This window comes from Stenotrophomonas maltophilia group sp. msm4 (assembly GCF_032025605.1).
Lineage (GTDB): Bacteria > Pseudomonadota > Gammaproteobacteria > Xanthomonadales > Xanthomonadaceae > Stenotrophomonas > Stenotrophomonas sepilia.
In genome coordinates, this window is record NZ_JAVSKK010000005.1 from 85465 (window position 1) to 103981 (window position 18517).

14 protein-coding genes are annotated in these 18517 nt (G+C 68.4%); 3 read left to right on the forward strand and 11 right to left on the reverse strand.

Features of this window, described 5'->3' with window-relative positions:
• Nucleotide 1: 1 nt before the first annotated feature.
• Genes pdeM through ROV93_RS21580 form a run of 4 tightly spaced genes read right to left on the reverse strand, consistent with a single transcriptional unit; the run spans nucleotide 2 to nucleotide 5691 of the window.
• Nucleotides 2–643, reverse strand: coding sequence for a ligase-associated DNA damage response endonuclease PdeM (pdeM, locus tag ROV93_RS21565; RefSeq protein ID WP_312541311.1), 642 nt, complete (start codon nucleotides 641–643; stop codon nucleotides 2–4).
• A complete protein-coding gene (locus ROV93_RS21570) occupies nucleotides 633–3092 on the reverse strand; it encodes a ligase-associated DNA damage response DEXH box helicase (RefSeq protein ID WP_072169095.1) in 2460 nt (819 codons plus the stop codon). Before ROV93_RS21570 ends, pdeM begins: the two co-directional genes overlap by 11 nt.
• Nucleotides 3089–4696, reverse strand: coding sequence for an ATP-dependent DNA ligase (locus ROV93_RS21575; RefSeq protein ID WP_072169096.1), 1608 nt, complete (start codon nucleotides 4694–4696; stop codon nucleotides 3089–3091). Before ROV93_RS21575 ends, ROV93_RS21570 begins: the two co-directional genes overlap by 4 nt.
• Complete coding sequence (locus tag ROV93_RS21580) at nucleotides 4693–5691, reverse strand: ligase-associated DNA damage response exonuclease (protein ID WP_061479802.1); 999 nt, start codon at nucleotides 5689–5691, stop codon at nucleotides 4693–4695. The genes ROV93_RS21575 and ROV93_RS21580 overlap by 4 nt, the downstream gene beginning before the upstream one ends.
• A 113-nt stretch (nucleotides 5692–5804) precedes the next feature.
• Between ROV93_RS21580 and ROV93_RS21585 the strand changes: the two genes are divergently transcribed.
• Nucleotides 5805–7442 (forward strand): acyl-CoA dehydrogenase family protein, encoded by a 1638-nt coding sequence (locus ROV93_RS21585; RefSeq protein WP_072169097.1) that lies wholly within the window; start codon nucleotides 5805–5807, stop codon nucleotides 7440–7442.
• Between the two features lie 280 nt (nucleotides 7443–7722).
• Here the strand turns inward: ROV93_RS21585 and ROV93_RS21590 are convergent, their stop codons facing one another.
• The 3 genes from ROV93_RS21590 to ROV93_RS21600 form a co-directional block, all read right to left on the reverse strand.
• Nucleotides 7723–8133: a hypothetical protein gene (locus tag ROV93_RS21590; RefSeq protein ID WP_005418205.1), complete on the reverse strand. Its 411-nt coding sequence runs from the start codon at nucleotides 8131–8133 to the stop codon at nucleotides 7723–7725.
• A 154-nt stretch (nucleotides 8134–8287) separates the two neighbouring features.
• Nucleotides 8288–8629 (reverse strand): hypothetical protein, encoded by a 342-nt coding sequence (locus tag ROV93_RS21595; protein WP_005418203.1) that lies wholly within the window; start codon nucleotides 8627–8629, stop codon nucleotides 8288–8290.
• Nucleotides 8630–8753: 124 nt separating this feature from the next.
• Nucleotides 8754–9929, reverse strand: a complete 1176-nt coding sequence (locus ROV93_RS21600; protein ID WP_005418201.1) for a thiolase family protein — start codon at nucleotides 9927–9929, stop codon at nucleotides 8754–8756.
• A 182-nt stretch (nucleotides 9930–10111) separates the two neighbouring features.
• On the opposite strand from ROV93_RS21600, the gene ROV93_RS21605 reads away from it, so the two are divergent.
• Nucleotides 10112–12955, forward strand: coding sequence for an autotransporter serine protease (locus ROV93_RS21605; RefSeq protein ID WP_072169098.1), 2844 nt, complete (start codon nucleotides 10112–10114; stop codon nucleotides 12953–12955).
• A gap of 84 nt (nucleotides 12956–13039) precedes the next feature.
• Here ROV93_RS21605 and ROV93_RS21610 read toward each other — a convergent pair whose 3' ends face one another.
• The gene (locus ROV93_RS21610) at nucleotides 13040–14137 is read right to left on the reverse strand and encodes a Glu/Leu/Phe/Val dehydrogenase dimerization domain-containing protein (protein WP_072169099.1); all 1098 of its coding nucleotides are present in this window, start codon (nucleotides 14135–14137) and stop codon (nucleotides 13040–13042) included.
• A gap of 277 nt (nucleotides 14138–14414) precedes the next feature.
• Between ROV93_RS21610 and ROV93_RS21615 the strand changes: the two genes are divergently transcribed.
• A complete protein-coding gene (locus tag ROV93_RS21615; RefSeq protein WP_072169100.1) occupies nucleotides 14415–15491 on the forward strand; it encodes an HDOD domain-containing protein in 1077 nt (358 codons plus the stop codon).
• Nucleotides 15492–15494: 3 nt separating this feature from the next.
• Here the strand turns inward: ROV93_RS21615 and ROV93_RS21620 are convergent, their stop codons facing one another.
• The 3 genes from ROV93_RS21620 to ROV93_RS21630 all read right to left on the reverse strand — a co-directional run bounded on the left by ROV93_RS21620 (nucleotide 15495) and on the right by ROV93_RS21630 (nucleotide 18461).
• The gene (locus tag ROV93_RS21620) at nucleotides 15495–17051 is read right to left on the reverse strand and encodes a phospholipase D family protein (RefSeq protein ID WP_312541319.1); all 1557 of its coding nucleotides are present in this window, start codon (nucleotides 17049–17051) and stop codon (nucleotides 15495–15497) included.
• A 163-nt stretch (nucleotides 17052–17214) separates the two neighbouring features.
• Complete coding sequence (locus ROV93_RS21625) at nucleotides 17215–17913, reverse strand: RNA pseudouridine synthase (protein WP_072169102.1); 699 nt, start codon at nucleotides 17911–17913, stop codon at nucleotides 17215–17217.
• Nucleotides 17914–17960: 47 nt separating this feature from the next.
• Nucleotides 17961–18461, reverse strand: coding sequence for a M48 family metallopeptidase (locus ROV93_RS21630; RefSeq protein ID WP_072169103.1), 501 nt, complete (start codon nucleotides 18459–18461; stop codon nucleotides 17961–17963).
• Nucleotides 18462–18517: the final 56 nt, after the last annotated feature.

The window sequence follows — 18517 nt, forward strand, 5'->3', positions numbered from 1 at the left end:
TTCAAGCCAGGGGCAGTGCCACCAGGCCGTTGTCCACGCAGGCGACCATCTGTTCGCCGGCAGCGGGAACAGGAACGATTCCGGCGGTGAACGCGGAGAAGGCCGGCAGGAGTGTCATCCTGTCACGCAGCCGGAATGCGGGGAAGCGCCGCCGCAACGGAGGCAAAGCGATCTGTGGATGCAGATGCCCGGCGATCACATGCAGCTCCGCATCGGGCACCGGCTCATGCCGAAGCAGGAACGGTGGCAACCGTACTTCGTCGTGGATCTGCACCTGCAGCTCGGCACGCGGCAGCTGCCGGTCATGATTTCCGCGCAGGACATGCACGTCCAGTGCGGCATTGCGTTCGCGCCATCCCAGCCATTGCTGGTACCACGCAGCACGATGCGCCGGGCCGTGCAGGATGTCGCCCAGGATCCACACCTCGCGGCAGGCACGCGCGTCCAGCAGCCCCTGCAGGCGTTGCAGGTCCTTGCCGGTACCGCCGCCGGGCAGCGCGATGCCTGCGCGGCGGAAGACATCGGCCTTGCCCAGGTGCAGGTCGGCGAGCAGCAGTGCCTGCCGCGCGGGCCAGTACAGTGCACGCGCGCCGAGCAGCACCAGCGGCTCGCCTGCGCGCAGCAGCGGCAGTTCATCGGCCATGCCGACGCTCCAGCTGCCGGGCCACGCGTTGCACCCGGGTACGCCAGTCTTCGTTGCTGAACTGCCCGCGCAGGCGTTCGGCCCACAGCGGGAAACCCAACGGCGTCAGTGACGCCGGGCGCTGCACCGAGAGGGTCTGCATCCGAATCCTGGCCAGTACCTGTTGCAGCCCCGGCATGTCGAGGCTGTCATTCAGCACTTCCTGTTCCGCCAGCGCCAGCAGCAGGTGATCCGGGTCGTGCTCGCGCAGTACGTCGTAGAGCAGTCCCGCGGACGCCTGCAGCTGGCGCAGTGCCCGTGGCATGCCACCGGGCAGGCTGGGGACCAGCAGGCCGGCGACGCGTGCGATGCCGCGGAACTGGCGACGCGCCAGCTCGCCCAGGTTCACCGCAGCACGCAGGTCATCCAGCAGCTGACCGGTGGCGAACAGCGCCCGCCATTGCGCCGCGTCCAGATCGATGGCCTGTGCCGGTACCAGCACCAGGCCGTGATCGTTCACCGCATAGCCGATGCTGTTGCGCTGCCGGCGGGTACAGCGCAGCGCGAGCAGGGCGGCCAGCGCCTCATGCACGTGGCGGCCGGCAAAGGGATAGACGAACAGGAACTGGCCTTCGCGACGCCGCACCTCTTCCACCAGCAGGTGGTCCGGGCCGGGAAGCGCCGACAACTGTTGCTGCAGTGCCAGCAAGGGCGACAGCCAGCGTGATTCGGCGCTGTCGTCAGCACCGGACAGTACCCACTCCAGCTCGCGTCCGAGTGGCATCGACAGCGGCAACTGGCCTCCCTGCCAGCGTGGCACGACACCGTCTCCGCGCCCTCGTGCCAACCGCACGAAGGCGGTCATGTCGCGCAGCTGCACCAGCTCCAGCAGGCGCCCGGCGAACTGGAAGCGGTCGCCACGGCGCAGGCGGCTGGCGAACTGCTCCTCCACGGCGCCCAGGCCGCCGCCGCGCAGGAACTGCACGCGCACGCTGCCATCGCTGCTGATGGTGCCGATCGACAGCCGATGACGCAGCGCCTGGCGGCGGTCGTGCATGCGGTACCACCCATCGGCATCTCGCACGACCTTGTGGAAATCGGGGTACTGGGCCAACGCCTGCCCGCCCTGCACGATGAACGTGAGCACGGCCTGCCACTGGTCGTCGCCGAGCGACGCGAAGGCATGGGTACGCCGGACCTGTGCCAGCAGCGCAGTGCTGTCGAAGCCGCCCGCCAGTGCGCGGCTGACCGCGTGCTGGGCCAGCACATCCAGCGACAGCGTCGGCGGCCTGCGCGCTTCGACCACACCTTCAGCCAAGGCACGGCGCACCGCAGCGTACTCGGCCAGTTCCAGCGCATGGCTGGGCACGCACAGGATGGCGCCGCTGGCACCCGGGCGGTGGCGTGCGCGTCCGGCGCGCTGGCGCAGGCGCGCCACGCCCTTCGGGCTGCCCAGCTGCAGGACCTGCTCAACCTCGGGGAAGTCGACGCCCAGGTCGAGGCTGGAGGTGGCAACCACGCAGCGCAGCGCGCCCGCGCGCAGGCCGTCCTCCACCTGCTGGCGCAGTGCCGGATCCAGCGAGCCGTGGTGCAGTGCAAGCGTGTCCGGTTCTTCCGGCCAGACCGCCGCCAGCGCCTGATGCCACAGTTCCGCCTGTGCACGGGTGTTGGTGAACAGCAGGCTGCTGCGTGCCTGCATCAGCGCCTCCAGCACGCGTGGCAGCTGTGCCAGGCCCAGATGCCCCGCCCATGGGAAGCGCTCGCCGGGGTCTGGCAGCAGGCTGCGCACGCTCAGTGGGCGCGGCCGTACGCCCTGCACGATCGGTGCTTCCGGTCGCCCGGGCAGCAGCACGTCGCGCGCCTCGTGCAGATTGCCCAGGGTGGCTGACAGTCCCCACAGCTGCAATGCCGGCGTGGCATCGCGCAACACCGCCAGGTTCAACTGCAGCAGGACGCCGCGCTTGTTTCCCAGCAGTTCGTGCCATTCGTCCACCACCACGCAGCGCAGCCGCTGCATGCGCGGCAGCGTATCTGGATAGCTCAGCAGCAGCGCCAGTGATTCCGGCGTCGTCACCAGTACGTCGATGCGGCCTTCGCGCGCCTGGCGCCGCTCGCGGTTGCTGGCGTCACCACTGCGCAGGCCGACACGCCAACCCAGCCCCAGCCCATCGACCACGGTCTGCAGCGCGCGTGCAGTGTCGCTGGCCAAGGCGCGCAAGGGGGTCACCCACAGCACCTGCAGCGGGCGTACCGCGCTGGCGCGGCGGGGGGAGGTCGGCGGGTCGATCATGGCCTGCAGCAGCGGCCCTCCGAACATCGCCAGTGTCTTGCCACTGCCTGTGGGTGTGTGCAGCAGTCCGGATTCGCCGGCGAGATAGTGACGCCACATCGCGCGCTGGAACGGCAGTGAGCGCCAGCCTCTGGACGCGAACCAGTCTTCAAGCCGGCGCAGTGCCTGGCTGCGGTTCATCGTGCCAACGCCTGCAGCGTGGCCAACTGATCGGCTTCGCTGGCGGGCTTGTCGTGGCGCCAGCGCAGGATGCGCGGAAAGCGCACGGCGATGCCCGACTTGTGCCGGCTGCTGCGGTTGACCGCCTCGAAGCCCAGCTCGAAGACGTGTTCGGCGCGAACGCTGCGCACCGGGCCGAAGCGCTCGCGGGTGTTGGCGCGGATCCAGCGATCAAGCGCGAGGATTTCCTTGTCATCCAGGCCCGAATAGGCCTTGGCCACCGGCACCAGCGTGTCGCCGTCCCAGACGCCGAAGGTGTAGTCGGTGTACAGCGTGCTGCGCCGCCCATGGCCGGCCTGCGCGTACAGGAGCACCGCATCGATGGTGAGCGGATCGACCTTCCATTTCCACCAGTCACCACGGCGGCGTCCGGCCTGGTAGGGCGAGGCATGCCGCTTCAGCATCAGTCCTTCCACGCCGCGTTCGCGTGCCACGTCGCGCATTGCCGCCGCCTGAAGCCAGTCGTCGGCGTCAACGCCGGGTGAGAGCTGGATCCGTGCATCATTCAGTGCACCGACGACCTCGGCGAGACGCGCGCGCCGCTGCTGCAGCGGACGTTCGCGCAGGTCCACGCCATCGAGTTCAAGCAGGTCATAGGCGAGCACCCGCACCGGCGTGTTGCGCAGGGTGGCCGCACCGGGTTTTCGGCGCTGGATGCGCGTCTGCAGCGCGGTGAAGGCACGCGGCAGGTCCGCGGCTTCGTCCCAGGCCAGCAGCTCGCCGTCCAGCACGCAGCCATCGGGAAGCGCCATCGCCGCCTGTTCGATCTCGGGGAAGCGGCCATCCAGCCGCTCTTCGCCGCGTGACCACAAGGCGACCTCGCCGCGCCGGCGCAGCAGCTGCAGGCGGATGCCATCCCACTTCCATTCCAGCAGCCAGTCATCGATCGCGCCGAGTCGTTCGGCAGGGTTGCCCTCCAGTGGCGAGGCGAGGAAGAACGGGTAGGGCTGCTGCCGGTCCAGCGGCAGCTCATCCGGCGACAGCAGCTGGGCCAGCAGTCCGGGCGAGGGCACCCACTCGCCCAGCATGCGCTGGGCGATGCGTGCGATGTCCAGGCCGGACCATTCGGCCAGCGCCTGCTGCACCAGTCGTTGCGAGACGCCAACGCGCAGGGCGCCGGTCAGCAGCTTGTTGAACACCAGGCGTTCGCTGCTGCACAGCTGCTGCCAGCCGGCCACGACTGCCGCACGGCGCATCGCCTCGGGTTGGTTGGCCACCGCCAGCAGGTGCTGTTCGATCCATTCGGCCAGGGGCCGGTCAGGCGAGGGGTTCGGTGGGTCGTCCAGCAGCAGGGTCAGCGTTTCGGCCAGGTCACCCACCTGCGCATAGCTGTCCTCCACCAGCCACGGTGGCAACCCTGATTCCTCGGCAATCCAGGCGCGCAGTTCGCCACTGGCGGCGATCTTCCTGCGCGCGCCGCCCACCTTGCCACCACTGAGCAGGTACAGCGCCCACGCCGCATCGTGCGCGCCTGCCTGGCCGAAGTAATCGACCAGTGCCGCTCGCTTGTCCAGCGTGGCAGTGCTGCGGTCCAGGCGTTGGTAGAGTGCTGCGAAGGCCTTCATTCCTCGCTCCCGAAATCGGTACGGAAGGCTTCGGCAGCCACGCCGCGCTCGCGCAGGAACGGAATCAACGCATCGGTATTGCCATGGGTGGCGATCACCCGCTGCGCGCCGGTCTGTTCGATCGTCTGCAGCAGTGCGGGCCAATCGGCGTGGTCGGAAATGACGAAGCCACGATCAACGTTGCGGCGGCGGCGGTTGCCGCGCAGTTGCATCCAGCCCGAGGCGAAGCCCAGCTGGTGACGGCCGAAGCGGCGCATCCAGGGCGTGCCCGCAGCCGAGGGCGGGGCGAGGATCAACTGGCCGGCGGCATCGGGCTGGCGGCCCTGTTCGGCCACGGTGAGCGTCTCCAGCATCGGTACGCCGGCCTGCCGGTACACCGCCACGCCATTGGCGATGGCGCCATGCAGCCAGGCCGGCCGATCGTCCAGCGGCCGCAGCTCGGCCAGCACCCGTTGTGCCTTGCCGAGTGCATAGCACAGCAGGATCGCAGCCTCGCCGCGTTGTTCGCATTCGCGGCGCCACGCCACGATCTCAGCAGCGACGGCCGGCGTGTCCGGCCAGCGGTAGATCGGCAGGGCGAAGGTGGCTTCGGTGATGAAGGTATCGCAGGGCACCACTTCGAACGGCGCACAGGTTGGGTCAGGCTGCCGCTTGTAGTCGCCGGAGGCGACCCAGACCTGCCGCCCGTCGTCGATGCGCACCTGCGAAGATCCCAGGACGTGACCGGCTGGATGCAGCGAGACCTGTACCCGGCCCAGGCGGAACGGCACGCCCTCGACGTGCGCCTGCACCGGCACATCGCCCAGGCGCCAGCGCAGGATCGGCAGGCTGCCTTCGCTGCAGTGGTACTCGCCCATGCCCGGGCGGGCGTGATCCCCGTGGCCATGGGTGATGACCGCGCGCGCTACCGGTCGCCAGGGATCAATGTGGAAATCGCCGGCGGCGCAGTACAGCCCTTCCGGGCGCAACACCACCAGATCGTCGTTGGCTGCCATGCGGTCACTGTGGCCTGCCGCTCGTGCACAGGGTGAGAACCGGCCTGAACACGGGCTTGGCAAGTCATGCGGCACAATCGGACCGCATACCTCTTGCCGCCAGGATGGACCGGATGAGTGGACCGAGCTTCAGCAGCGACGCGCCCTACGAAACCCATGTGGTGTTGAACCAGCCGCCACCGTTCGCGGGGCGCCAGTTGTGGACTGACGACGTGGCGCTGATGGAAGCTGTGCAGCGCGAAGGCGCTGGCAGCTTCGCGCCACGCCTGGCGGTCTATGGCGCGCTGGCCGGCGACGAGCTGTACCGGCTCGGCTTTGATGCCAACCGCGACCGCCCACGCCTGCGCACGCATGATGCGCAGGGTCATCGCATCGATACGGTGGAGTTCCACCCGGCCTATCACCAGTTGATGGAAACGGCGAAATCGCACGGTGTCGCCGGCTTGTCCTGGCACGAACCGCAACCCGGCGCGCACGTCGCGCGCGCGGTGTTGAGCTACCTGCACCACCAGGCCGAGGCCGGCACCAGTTGCCCCTTGACGATGACCCATGCAGCAGTAGCGGTGCTGCACGCGCAGTCGCATCTGGCCGAGTGGGCACGCAAGGCCGCAGCGCCGGTCTATGACCCGCGCGACGTGCCGGTGGCTGACAAGGCCGGCATCACCCTGGGCATGGGCATGACCGAGAAGCAGGGCGGCTCGGATGTGCGCGCCAACAGCACGCGCGCCGAACCGATCGATGGTGAGCGCTATCGCCTTGTCGGCCACAAGTGGTTCTTTTCCGCACCGATGTGCGATGGCTTCCTGGTGCTGGCGCAGGCGCCGGGAGGACTGACCTGCCTGCTGATGCCGCGCCGGCTGGCCGACGGTGACCGCAACGCGTTCCGCCTGATGCGATTGAAGGACAAGCTCGGCGATTGGGCCAATGCCTCCAGCGAAGTCGAGTTCTGCGGCGCGCAGGCATGGCGGGTGGGCGAGGAGGGGCGTGGCGTGGCCACCATCATCGGCATGGTGATGATGACCCGCCTGGATTGCATGCTGGGCGCAGCGGCGGAAATGCGCATGGCGTTGGCGCAGGCGTTGCACCACGCACGCCATCGCCGCACCTTCGGCAAGCTGCTGGTCGAGCACCCGTTGATGACCAATGTGCTGGCCGACCTGGCACTGGAATCGGAAGCGGCCACGGTACTTTCGATGCGCATCGCACGCGCGGTGGATCGCGCAGGCGTGGATGCCAACGAGGCCGCGCTGGCGCGACTGGGAACGGCACTGGGCAAGTACTGGCTGTGCAAGCGCGCACCGGCCTTCGTCAACGAAGCGCAGGAATGCCTCGGCGGCGCAGGCTATGTGGAGGAATCGATGCTGCCGCGTCTGTACCGGCAGGCGCCGTTGAATTCGATCTGGGAAGGCAGTGGCAACATCCAGTGCCTGGACGTACTGCGCGCGCTGGCACGTGAACCGGAGGCACTGGCGGCGCTGCGCGCCGAGCTGGCAGCGGTGGCCGATCATGATGCGCGCTACGCGGCGGCGCTGCAGCGTTGGGCAGCGGCGCCGGCACCGGATGAGTCGCAGGCGAGGCTGTTCTGCGAGCGCACTGCGCTGCTGTTGCAGGCAGCGTTGATGTTGCGGGCGGGCAGTCCAATGGCTGAAGCGTTCGTGTGCAGCCGGCTGGAAGGGCAGCATGGGCTGGTGTTCGGGACGCTGCCGGCGGGTGTGGATCTGTCGGCAATGCTGGCGCGCGCGCTGCCGTAGGGCGGCCAACGGCGAAGCCCCTCGTGGTGGGCGCTGATACTGATGGGTGGGCCGCGCGGGTAGGTCGCGCAGGGGGCGCCGTGAATACGTCCTTGTAGGCTCGGGCGCGCCATCCATGGCGCTTACGCCCCTGCGCAACCTACCCGCGCGTCCTTGGACACTTTCCGTACGCGTCCAGCACGGAATCAACAGAAAGAGCAGAGAGCGAAAAGCAGAAAAGCCGCGGCAGTGCCGCAGCTTTTCCTGTAGCGCCGAGACGATGCCCGGCTGCCGGTAGGCCTTAGTGCTTGGCTTCTTCCTTGGCGGCGTTGGCCTTGGCGTCATTGGCGACATCACGGGCCTTGTCAGCAACCTTCTGTGCGGCGTCCGCAGTGGCGTCGCTGGCATGTGCAGCGGCGTCGGTGGCCGCAACCTTGGCCTTGTCTGCGGCGTTTGCGGTGGCGTCTGCGGCCTTGTCCAGTGCCTGCTGGGTATCGGCGGCGGCCTGCTCGGAAGCGGCAGCGGTCTTGTCGGCAGCGTTGCGGGTGGCTTCGGCGGCCCTGTCCACGGCGTCACGGGCGGCAGCGCCGGCGCTGTCGGCGGCCTGCTGCGCGTCCTGCTTGGCCTGTTCGGCTTCCGGACCCTTGCAGGCGGCCAGGGCCAGCAGCAGGGAGGCGGCCAGCAGCGTGGTGGTGATCGGGCGAATCTTCATGGCGGTCTCCGGTACTGCAATGGATGGGGACGCCAGCCTATTCATGACGTTGTGAAGACGGGGTCGCGATCCGAGGCGCGCGCAGGCAGCAGGCCAAAGAAAAAGCCGCTGGCAAACCAGCGGCTTTTCCAGAACAGCCTGAAGAAAGAAGTTATTACTTCTTGGCTTCTTCAGCAGCGTCCTTGGCCTGCTCAGCGGTAGCTTCGGCAGCCTTGGCAGCGTCCTTGGCTTCGCCAGCAGCAGCGTCGGTCGCGGCAGCAGCGGTGTTGGCAGCAGCGTCGGTCGCAGCGTCAGCAGCGGTGGCGGCGGTGTTGGCAGCCTGCTGGGCAGCGTCGGCGGTCTGGGCGCCGGCAGCGGCGGCCTGGTCGGCAGCAGCCTGGGCTTCGGTGGCGGCTTCGTTGGCCGAAGCAGCGGCGTCCTGGGCAGCTTCCTGCTTCGAGCAGGCGGCCAGGGCCAGAGCCAGGGACATCGCGACCAGCAGCTTGTTGATGCTCATTGTGTAAATCCTCGTCGTTAGAATTAGGCAACGCGCATGCTGCGCGCCGACAACATGATGACAAGCCAAGATTGGGTGTCAAGCGATCCCGCATTCATTTTTGCGAAATCGTCGTTAAATCTTTTTAAATCAATTCGATGGCGATGGCTGTTGCTTCACCACCACCGATGCACAGGGTGGCAATGCCGCGCTTGCCACCGCGCGTGCGCAGGGCGTTGACCAAGGTCACCACCAGGCGTGCACCGGAGGCACCGATGGGATGGCCCAGTGCGCAGGCCCCGCCATTCACGTTGAGCTTGTCGTGCGGGATGCCCAGTTCACGCATCGGTGCCATCGCCACCACGGCGAAGGCCTCATTGATTTCGAACAGGTCGATCTGGTCCAGCGACCATCCGGTCTTGGCCAGCAGTGTGTGGATCGCGCCGATCGGGGCGGTGGTGAACCATTCCGGTTCCTGCGAATGGGTGGCGTGGCCGACGATGCGCGCCAGCGGGGTAATGCCACGTGCGTTGGCGTCTTCCTCGGTCAGCAGGACCACCGCAGCGGCGCCGTCGGAGATGCTGGAGGAGCTGGCGGCGGTGACGCTGCCGTCCTTCTTGAAGGCCGGGCGCAGGGTCGGGATCTTGGCGATGTCGGAGCGGCCGGGTTGCTCATCGGTGGCGACCTCGACCTCACCCTTGCGGGTGGCCACCTTCACCGCGACGATCTCATCGGCGAATGCCCCATTGGCCTGTGCGGCCTGTGCGCGCTTGACCGATTCGATCGCGTAGGCGTCCTGTTCCTCGCGGCTGAACTGGTACTTGTCCACGGCGCATTCGGCGAACTCGCCCATGGCCTTGCCGTCGTAGGCGTTGACCAGGCCGTCGTGGGCCATGTGGTCGATCGCCTGGAAGTTGCCGAAGCGGTTGCCCGTGCGCGAGTTGGGCAGCAGGTGCGGGGCGTTGGACATCGATTCCATGCCACCGGCGACCACGATGCTGGCCGAACCGGCCTTGATCAGGTCATGGCCGAGCATGATGGTCTTCATGCCCGAGCCGCACACCTTGTTGAGGGTGGTGGCACCGGTCGACAGCGGAATGCCGGCGGCGATCGCCGCCTGGCGGGCGGGCGCCTGGCCGAGGTTGGCCGGCAGCACGCAGCCCATGAGGACTTCAGAGACGTCGCTGGCCGGCACGCCCGATTGTTCCAGGGCGGCCGCGATGGCGGCCGCGCCGAGGGTCGGGGTCGGCACGCCGTTGAACTGGCCGAGGAAGGAGCCGATGGCGGTGCGCTTGGCGGCGGCGATGACGATGTTGGACATGGCAATCTCGTTGATGCGTAAGCAATGTTCGGAAAGGAGACCGAGGACGTTGGAAGCGCCGCGATTTCCCGGCAGACTGCGTGGGGGTCGACCCAAGTATAGAGGGTCGGGGAGGGCCGCCGCTGGGCGGCACCGCACGCCTGCCGGGATGTAGGCAGGCCAACGTTCATGGGAAGGAATCGATGGAACGCACGATGATGGTGAGGTCGGCGCTGGCGTCGGCGCTGGCGATGGCATTGACGGCATGTGGTGGCGGCGGAGGCGGCGGCAATGTCCGCATCGATCCACCCCCGACCACCCCGACGCCCCCGACCACGCCCCCGCCGACCACCCCGCCTCCGGCCAAGCCGCAGGAGCCGGCCTTCGACGCGCACCTGTCCGTGACCAATGCGCGTGCCGCACAGGCCGCCGGCCTGACCGGGCAGGGGGTGCGCATCGGCATCGTCGATTCGGGCGTGCAGCGCAACGCAGTGGCGCTGAACGGGCGCGTGGTCGCCAACCTCAACTACATCGACCCCGCCCGCAACAACCTGCAGGTGGACGACGTGGTGGGCCACGGCACGGCGGTGGCCAGCCTGGCCGCGGGTGCTCCGGTGGGGTCCTGGCCGGGCGGCATCGCCCCCGGCGCACAGATCGTTTCGGCGCGGATCATTGCCGACAAGCCGCCCGTCGATGACGGCAGCGGCAAGGGCAATTCCTTCAGCGGCCCACTGGGCGTGGCGCAGGTCCACCAGGACCTGATCAGCTACAACGTGAAGGTGATGAACAATTCGTGGGGCGGCCTGTACTGGACCGACCTGCCGACCACCGCGCAGGTGGCGGCCGAGTACCGGCCGTTCGTCATCAATCATGGCGGCCTGGTGGTGTTCGCGGCCGGCAACGATGCGCGCCCCGAGCCGAGCAGCCTGGCCGCGCTGCCCAGCCAGCTGGGCGTTGCCGGCTCGCTGCCAGCGGCCGATCTGGAGCGCGGCTGGCTGGTGGCCACTGCGGTGGATCCGTATGCACCGGGCACGCTGGCCAGCTACGCCAATGCCTGCGGCCAGGCCGCGCGCTACTGCCTGGCGGCGCCGGGCAGCGCGGTCTATCCCGATGCCAACGGCGGCAGCTATTACTGGAACTACGGCACGTCCTTCGCCGCCCCGCTGATTTCCGGCGCCGCCGCCCTGGTCTGGCAGCGCTACCCGTACTTCGACAACAACCTGGTGCGGCAGACCCTGCTGGGCACCGCCAAGGACATCGGTGCGCCCGGCGTGGATGCGGTGTTCGGCTACGGTCTGCTCGACATCTCGCGGGCGATCAAGGGGCCGGGGCGCTTCGACTGGGGCGATGTGGTGGCCAATGTCGATGCGCCATCGAGTGGCTCGCTGTGGAGCAACGACATCGTCGGCAGCGGTGGCCTGGTCAAGCAGGGCGGGGGAACCCTGGTGCTGGGGGGCAACAACAGCTACAGCGGCGCCACCCGCATCGAGCGCGGCATCCTGTCACTCCAGAACGGCAGCGTGATCCGCTCCAACGTGACGATCCTGGCGCAGCCCGATCCGGATTCGACCGGCCTGCAGTTCAATGGCGGTACGCCGCGCGTGATCGGCAATGTGGTCAACGGCAGCAGCGTGTTCCTGACCACCGGTAGCACCACCGGCACCATCGAGGGCAACTACACCCAGCAGGCCGGCGCGCAGCTGATGATCGCGCTCGGTGCCAATGCGCTGCAGGTCACCGGCAACGCCACGATCAACGGGGGCGTGCGCGTACACGGCTTCGTCTCCGGCTATGTGCCGCAGAACGGCAGCCGCCAGGACCTGATCCACGCCGCCGGCGGCCTCAGCGGCACCTTCAGCAGCCCGGCCACCTCCAGCGGCCTGCAGGGCCTGTCGCTGCTGCAGAGCAGCTATGGCTATGACAGCAACAACGCTTGGTTGAACCTGACCCAGGTCAGCGTCACGGCGGCAGCGACCGGGCTCACGGCCTCGGCGCAGTCGGCTGCGCAACGCGTGGACAGTGCGTTCAGCGCGCTTGATGGCGATACGACGCTGCAGGGCTCGGCCTTCGGTACGGCCGCCGGTGCGCTGCAGTGGACCGGCGGTGGCAGCAAAGGCCTCGAGGCCAGTTTGCAGAGCCTGTCCGGACAGGCGCATGCGCGGGCCGAGTCGGCCACCTTCGACAGCATCGACATGTCACGCCGCGCGATCGCCGAGCGCTTCAATCGCGTGCAGGCGGCGCCGCGCCTGCGCGGGGCCTGGCAGAGCGCGCTCGGCGAAGCCGGGCAGGGCAGTTTCGCCGGCAATGCCGCCGACAGCCGTGGTTGGATGGCCGGCCAGGACCTGCCGCTGGGCAGCAATGGGCTGATGGGTGTGGCCTTCGGCGAAACCCGCAGCAATGGTGGCAGCAGCTTCGGCGGTGATCGTGGGCGTGATCGCCAGGCGCAGGCGCAGCTGTACGCCGGCTGGAACCTGGGCCGGGGCTATGCGCTGGCCCAGGTCGGCAGCGGACAGTTCACCCGGGCGCTGGATCGCCAGTTGCTGCTGGGCGCCGGCGCCTACGGTGTCTCTGCACGTTACGGCGGACGTTTCAGCAGTGCCAGTGTCGAAGGCGGCTATCGTTTCGGCCGCGTAGGTGCGTCGTTGACACCGTATCTGGGCGCCAGCACGACGCGCGTGGATACCGATGCCTTCAACGAACTGGGCGGGTTCGGCTTCGGCCTGCGTGGCGATGCCAACCGCGTACAGCGCAGCCAGATGCTGGCCGGTATCCGCGGTGAACGCGGCTGGGGGCGCTGGACCCTGCGCGGGCATGCCGAATGGCAGCAGCGGCTCGATGGTGCCGATGCGGACTGGCAGGCCAGTTTCGTCGGCGTCGATGCCTGGGCGCCCTTGGCGGGCTGGAACGCGCCGCGCGGCAGTGCGCTGTTCGGCGTGGCGCTGGAGTCGTGGTGGGGCCGCAACGGCCGCCTGAGCCTGGGCTTTGACCAGCGCGTCGGCGGCGAAGGCGCGCGCCAGGCGGCGTTGCGCTACAGCACCGGCTTCTGAACGAGCGGTGGGGGGGGGGGGGGGCGGGGGGGGCGCCCCCCCCCCGGGGGGGGGCCCCCCCCCCGGGGCGCGACATCGGCAGGCTCAGCCGCCGCGCAGGTTGCCCAGGCGCGGGGTGCTGCGGCCCAGCGGCATCTTCAGCTTGCCGATCGACAGGATACGGCTTTCGGCGATGCGGTCGGCTGCCCGCTGCGGCGCGATGTTCTCGCGTTGCGACAGTTCGAAGATGCGGGTGAGGTTGTGGTAGATGCTGCGGATCAGGCGCATCGCGCGTTCGCGGTTGTAGCCATCGATCTCCAGCGACACGTTCATCACGCCGCCCGCGTTGACCGCGTAGTCAGGTGCATACAGGACGCCGCGCGCATGCAGTTCATCGCCGATTTCCAGGCTCGACAGCTGGTTGTTGGCGGTACCGCAGATGATCTTCGCCTTGATCCGCGGCAGGGTGTCGGCGTTGATCGCGCCTTCCAGCGCGCACGGTGCGAACACATCGGCGTTCACTTCGTGGATCTCGTCCGGCTTGACCGCTTCGGCGCCGAAATCGCTGACCGCGCGATCAACCAGCGCGCTGTCCAGGTCGGTGACATACAGTTTGGCGCCGCGATCGCGCAGCAGCTTGACCAGCTCCATGCCGATGTGGCCCAGGCCCTGCACTGCGATGCTGGTCTTGCCCACTTCCTCATGGCCGAACTTGAAGCGCATCGCCGCCATCAGCGCCTGCAGCGCACCGTAGGCGGTGAACGGGGCCGGATCGCCGGAGCCGCCATGGACCTGGTGCACGCCGGTCACGAACTGGCTCTCCAGGTAGATGTTCTCCATGTCGTTGACGTCGGTACCGACGTCCTCGGCGGTGATGTAGCGCCCTCCCAGCGAGTCGACATAACGGCCGAAGGCGCGGAACAGTACTTCAGTCTTGTCCACCTTCGGGTCGCCGATGATCACCGCCTTGCCACCACCGACGTTGAGGCCGGCCAGCGCATTCTTGTAGGTCATCGTCCGGCTCAGCCGCAGCACGTCGGCCAGCGCCTCGTCGGTGCTGGCATACGGACGCATGCGCACGCCGCCCAGGGCCGGGCCCAGGGTGGTGTTGTGGATGGCGATGATCGCCTGCAGGCCGGCATCGTGGTTGTGGCAGAACACCACTTGTTCGTGGCCGGTGGTGGCGAGGGTTTCGAATAGCATGGCGTCTCCGATGGCGCGAACAGCGGCGAACTGCAGCGAACGGCCAGTGAACGGTAGGGTCCCAAAACAAAAAAAGCGACGTCGTCATGGCTGGGGGACGGGTCGCGCGGCGCCATTCTAGTCCATTCCCCCGGCCGGTGCCGTCGACATCGCATGCCTTGCAGTTAAAGAAGATGAAAATGCGGCCGATGCTGCGACGACGGCGGGTGGCCGGATTCGCGTGAAGAGGCAGGCGGTCAGTGACGGCAAGGGCACCACAACGACAGGGCAGGCGGCGATGACAGCGGCCTGGTGGCGATCGCTGCGCGCCTGGCTGGCGCGTTCGACCGGGGCGGCACCGTCGCGGCTGGTTGCTGCGTCCCGCCAGGCGGTGGCCGCCGCAGCGGCGAGCCTGCAGGGCGAGGCGCTGCCCCCGGCCGAGATCGCTGCACATCTGCAACGTGGCCTGCATGCGCTGGCCCTGTACCCGCGTCTGGCCGGTGAATCCACGCCGGTGCAGGCCGCAGGGCTGGGCGAGGCGGTGGCGCGCGCGCTGCAGGACCGCAACTGGGCGGCCAGGCAGCTGCCCCGCCGGCCGCAACTGCTGCCGCAGCTGATCCAGACCGTCAACGACGATGCCGCCTCAGCGCGGGTGATGGCCGCGATCATCGGCCAGGACCCGGTACTGACCGGCAACCTGCTGCGCATCGCCAACAGCCCGGCCTACAAGGTGCATGAGCGCCCGGTCGAAAGCCTGCAGCGGGCGGTGACACTGGTGGGTACCGAAGGCGTGCGGCAGATCATCAGCGCGGTACTGGTGCAGCCGGTGATGCAGGTGCAGTGCGAAGTGTTCCCGCAGTTCAGCGCGATCATCTGGGAGCACGCGCTGCTGGCCTCGCGCGCGGCCGCCGATCACGCACGTACGGTCACCTTTGGTGATGCCTTCGCTGCGCAGTGGCTGGGCCTGGTGCAGGGACTGGGCGCGTCACTGGTAATGCGCCAGCTGCTGCAGGAAGCGCAGGCCCGCGGCGAGGCCGTGGAGCCGGCGTTGGCCCTGCAGCTGCTGCAGCAGTGGTCGTTACCGTTGGCGCAGCGGGTGGCCGCCGCATGGGAGTTGCCTGAGCCGGTTCACCAGGCCCTGGCCGTGGATGCAGAAGGGGCGCTGGCCGACAGCCTGCGCCTGGCCAGCGCCGCCGCAGCGGCCAGCCTGTTGTGCCGCCATGGGCATGCCAGCCAGAGCCGCATGCTGGCGCTGCTGGAGCAGCTGCCTTCAGCGCCGCCGCATGCATTGCGCTGGATCTGGCGGCGCCTGCATGGGCGCAGCGTGGAAACGCTGGATGAGGCCGGACAGGACCAGGCCGGCCCGGCGGCGTGAGTGCTACAGCTGCGATTCGACAGGCAGCCAGCTGATCACCCGCGACAACCAGCGTTTGCGCGCCGTTGCCCCTGGCTCGGCCTCGACCCAGTGCGGTGGCGGCTCGCGCTCCAGCCAGCGCAACCGGCCACGGTCGTCCAGCGCCAGCCACCAGCTGTGCCTGGGGTCTGCCAGGCGCAGGTACTCATCGCGCAGCCGCGCCCCCAGCACCGGGTCGTCGAACAGTACGCCCATTTCGGTGTTGAGGTAGGCCGAGCGCGGGTCGAGGTTGAACGAGCCGACGAAGCCGCGGCGGTCGTCGACCACGAACGCCTTGGTGTGCAGGCTCGCGCCGCTGCTGCCGAACATGCCGGCATCGCCGGACTGACCCTGCGCCTTCAGTTCGTACAGGTGGACGCCCGCTTCGAGCAACGGCACGCGGTAGCTCATGTAGCCGCCGTGCACGGCGGCGACGTCGTTGGCAGCCAGTGAGTTGGTCACCACGCCGACCTGCACGCCCCGCCCGGCCATGGCCGAAAAGCCATCCAGGCCTTCGTCGCCTGGCACGAAGTAGGGCGAAATCAACAACGTTTTGTGCCGGGCGGCCTGCAGCTCGCTGATCAGGGTCGACACCAGCCAGGCAGCGCGATCATCCCTGCGATGCTTCATCGGCGGGTCCGAGACGATGCGCACTGCACTGCTCCAGTGCAATGGCTCGGGAGTCGGGCGCTGCCGCTGGCGTGATTCGGCCACGCGCGCGAGGTAGGGCCGGGCCACGTCCCGCTGCGCCTCATGATCCGATTCGCGCATCAGCAGGCGCAGCTGTGCATCGGTATGGAAGGCAAGCGCGGATACCGGAATGGCGGCCTCGCTGTTCCAGTAGTCGTCGAAGATCCGGTTGGCCTGCTCCACGGCAGGGCCGGCGACCAGCAGGTCCAGATCCTGGAAATTCACATCGGTGCGCGCGCTGAAGTACTCCTCGCCGATGTTGCGGCCGCCGACGATCGCGACGCGGCCATCGGCGATCCAGCTCTTGTTGTGCATGCGGTGGTTCACGCTGAAGAAGCGTTGCACCATCTCCACCATGCGCAGGATGCCGGTCCGGTTGCGGAACGGGTTGTAGAGGCGGATTTCAATGTTGGGGTGCCGGTCCAGCGCCATCATCAGCGCGTCCTTGTCCTTGGCATTCATGTCATCGAGCAGGATGCGCACGCGCACACCGCGCTCGGCGGCGTCATGCAGCGCCTTGGCCATCAGGTGGCCGATCAGGTCGTCGTGCCAGATGTAGTACTGCAGGTCCAGGCTGCGGCCAGCGTGCGCGGTGATCATCGCGCGCGCGGCGAAGGCATCCATGCCATCACCGAGGAACGCTACGCCTGATTGCCCGGGATGCGCGTCCTGCAGCGGCACGATCTGCTGGTCGATGCGGGTCTGCGCCGGCTGCAATGGCAGTACATGCGAGGGCGCGCCCTGTGCCTGTGGCGTGAGATGGTCGGCCAGCAGCAGCCCGGACAGGACCAGCAGCAACAGCGCGGCGAGGATGATTGCAGCGACGCGCAACAGGCGTCGCCACAGGGGCATGGGCAGGCTCATGCCTCGATGGTAGATCCACGCCCTGCGTGAAGGAATGCCTGCAGGATCGATAGGGCGTCAGCGCGCTTGCCTTCGGCAACGGGTCCGACCCCGGGGGCGTCAGGATGGGGGCGGACCCGTTTCCGCAGGAAAGGGCCCTGACCCGCAGGCCTCAGAACCGCTCGTCGCTGCCCAGGTAACGCCACTGCGCCGGCGGCAGCGGCCCCAATGCCACGCGGCCGATGCGCAGTCGGCGCACGGCCAGCACCTGCAGCCCGGCGGCGGTCACCGCCACGCGCAGCCCCTTGGCGGTCAGCCCCTTGCCGGCAAAGCGCAGGCGCTGCTCGCTTTGCCAGCTGACCTTGGCGCCGCCGGATTCCTGCTGCAGCCGCGCCAGCAGCCACGGTCCTCGCTCGGGGCCGCCTTCGGCCACTTCGATCAGGTACTCCTGTTCGGTGCGGCCCAGATTGCGCTGTAGATGGGCCAGCGTGGCCGGATCCTGGCTGACCACCACCAGGCCGCTGTCGCTGGCCGGAAGCGCAGCGGCCAGCTGCAGGCCGTGGAAATGGCGCTGCAACGGACGGATGTCGCTGGCATCAAGTTCGCTGCGGCTGTCACTGCTGACCAGCGCACACAGGGTCTCAGCAGCAACGCCGGCCGGCTTGTGCAGCAGCATGCTGACCCGCTCGGCCTTTTCATCGCTGGCCTGCTCGGCCACGACGATCACCACGCTGTCATCGACCGGGCGCTGCGGCTGTTCCACCACTTCGCCGTTGACCGTTACCCAGCCGCCTTCGATATAGCGCCGCGCTTCGCCGCGGGGGATGCCGAGCAGGGCGGACAGGCGTTTGTCGAGACGGATCGGTTCCATGGCGGGCAGGTCGGGCAGGGGGCGCGCAGTGTAGCTGCTGCGGCCGGTCAGCGCTGGCTGCGGTTGGCCAGCTCGGTCAGGTACAGACGGGTATCGAACTCCAGCTGCAGGTAATCCGGTTCCATGTGCTGGCACAGCTGGTAGAAGGCCTTGTTGTGGTCGGCTTCCTTCAGGTGGGCCAGCTCATGCACCACGATCATGCGCAGGAACGCCGCGGGTGCCTGCCGGAATACGGTAGCGATGCGGATCTCGCGGCTGGCCTTGAGGCGGCCACCGTGCACGCGGGAGATGGCGGTGTGGGTGCCCAGCGCGTGCTTGATCACTTCCAGCGTGTTGTCGTAGCAGACCTTGTTGAGCGGCACCGACTTGCGCAGGTAGCGGTCCTTCAGCGCCTGGGTGTAGTCGTACAGCTGGCGGTCGCTGCGGACCTCGTGCGGGTCGGGATAGCGCTGCTGCAGCCAGGGGCCGAGCTTGCCCTGCGCCAGCAGTTCGCTGACCTGGGCGACCAGGGGTTCGGGGTAGCCGGTGAGGTACTTCAGGACTGCCATGCAGGGGCGGCGGGGCGTCGGTAGAATGGAAGCATCCAAGATTACACGCGGTACGT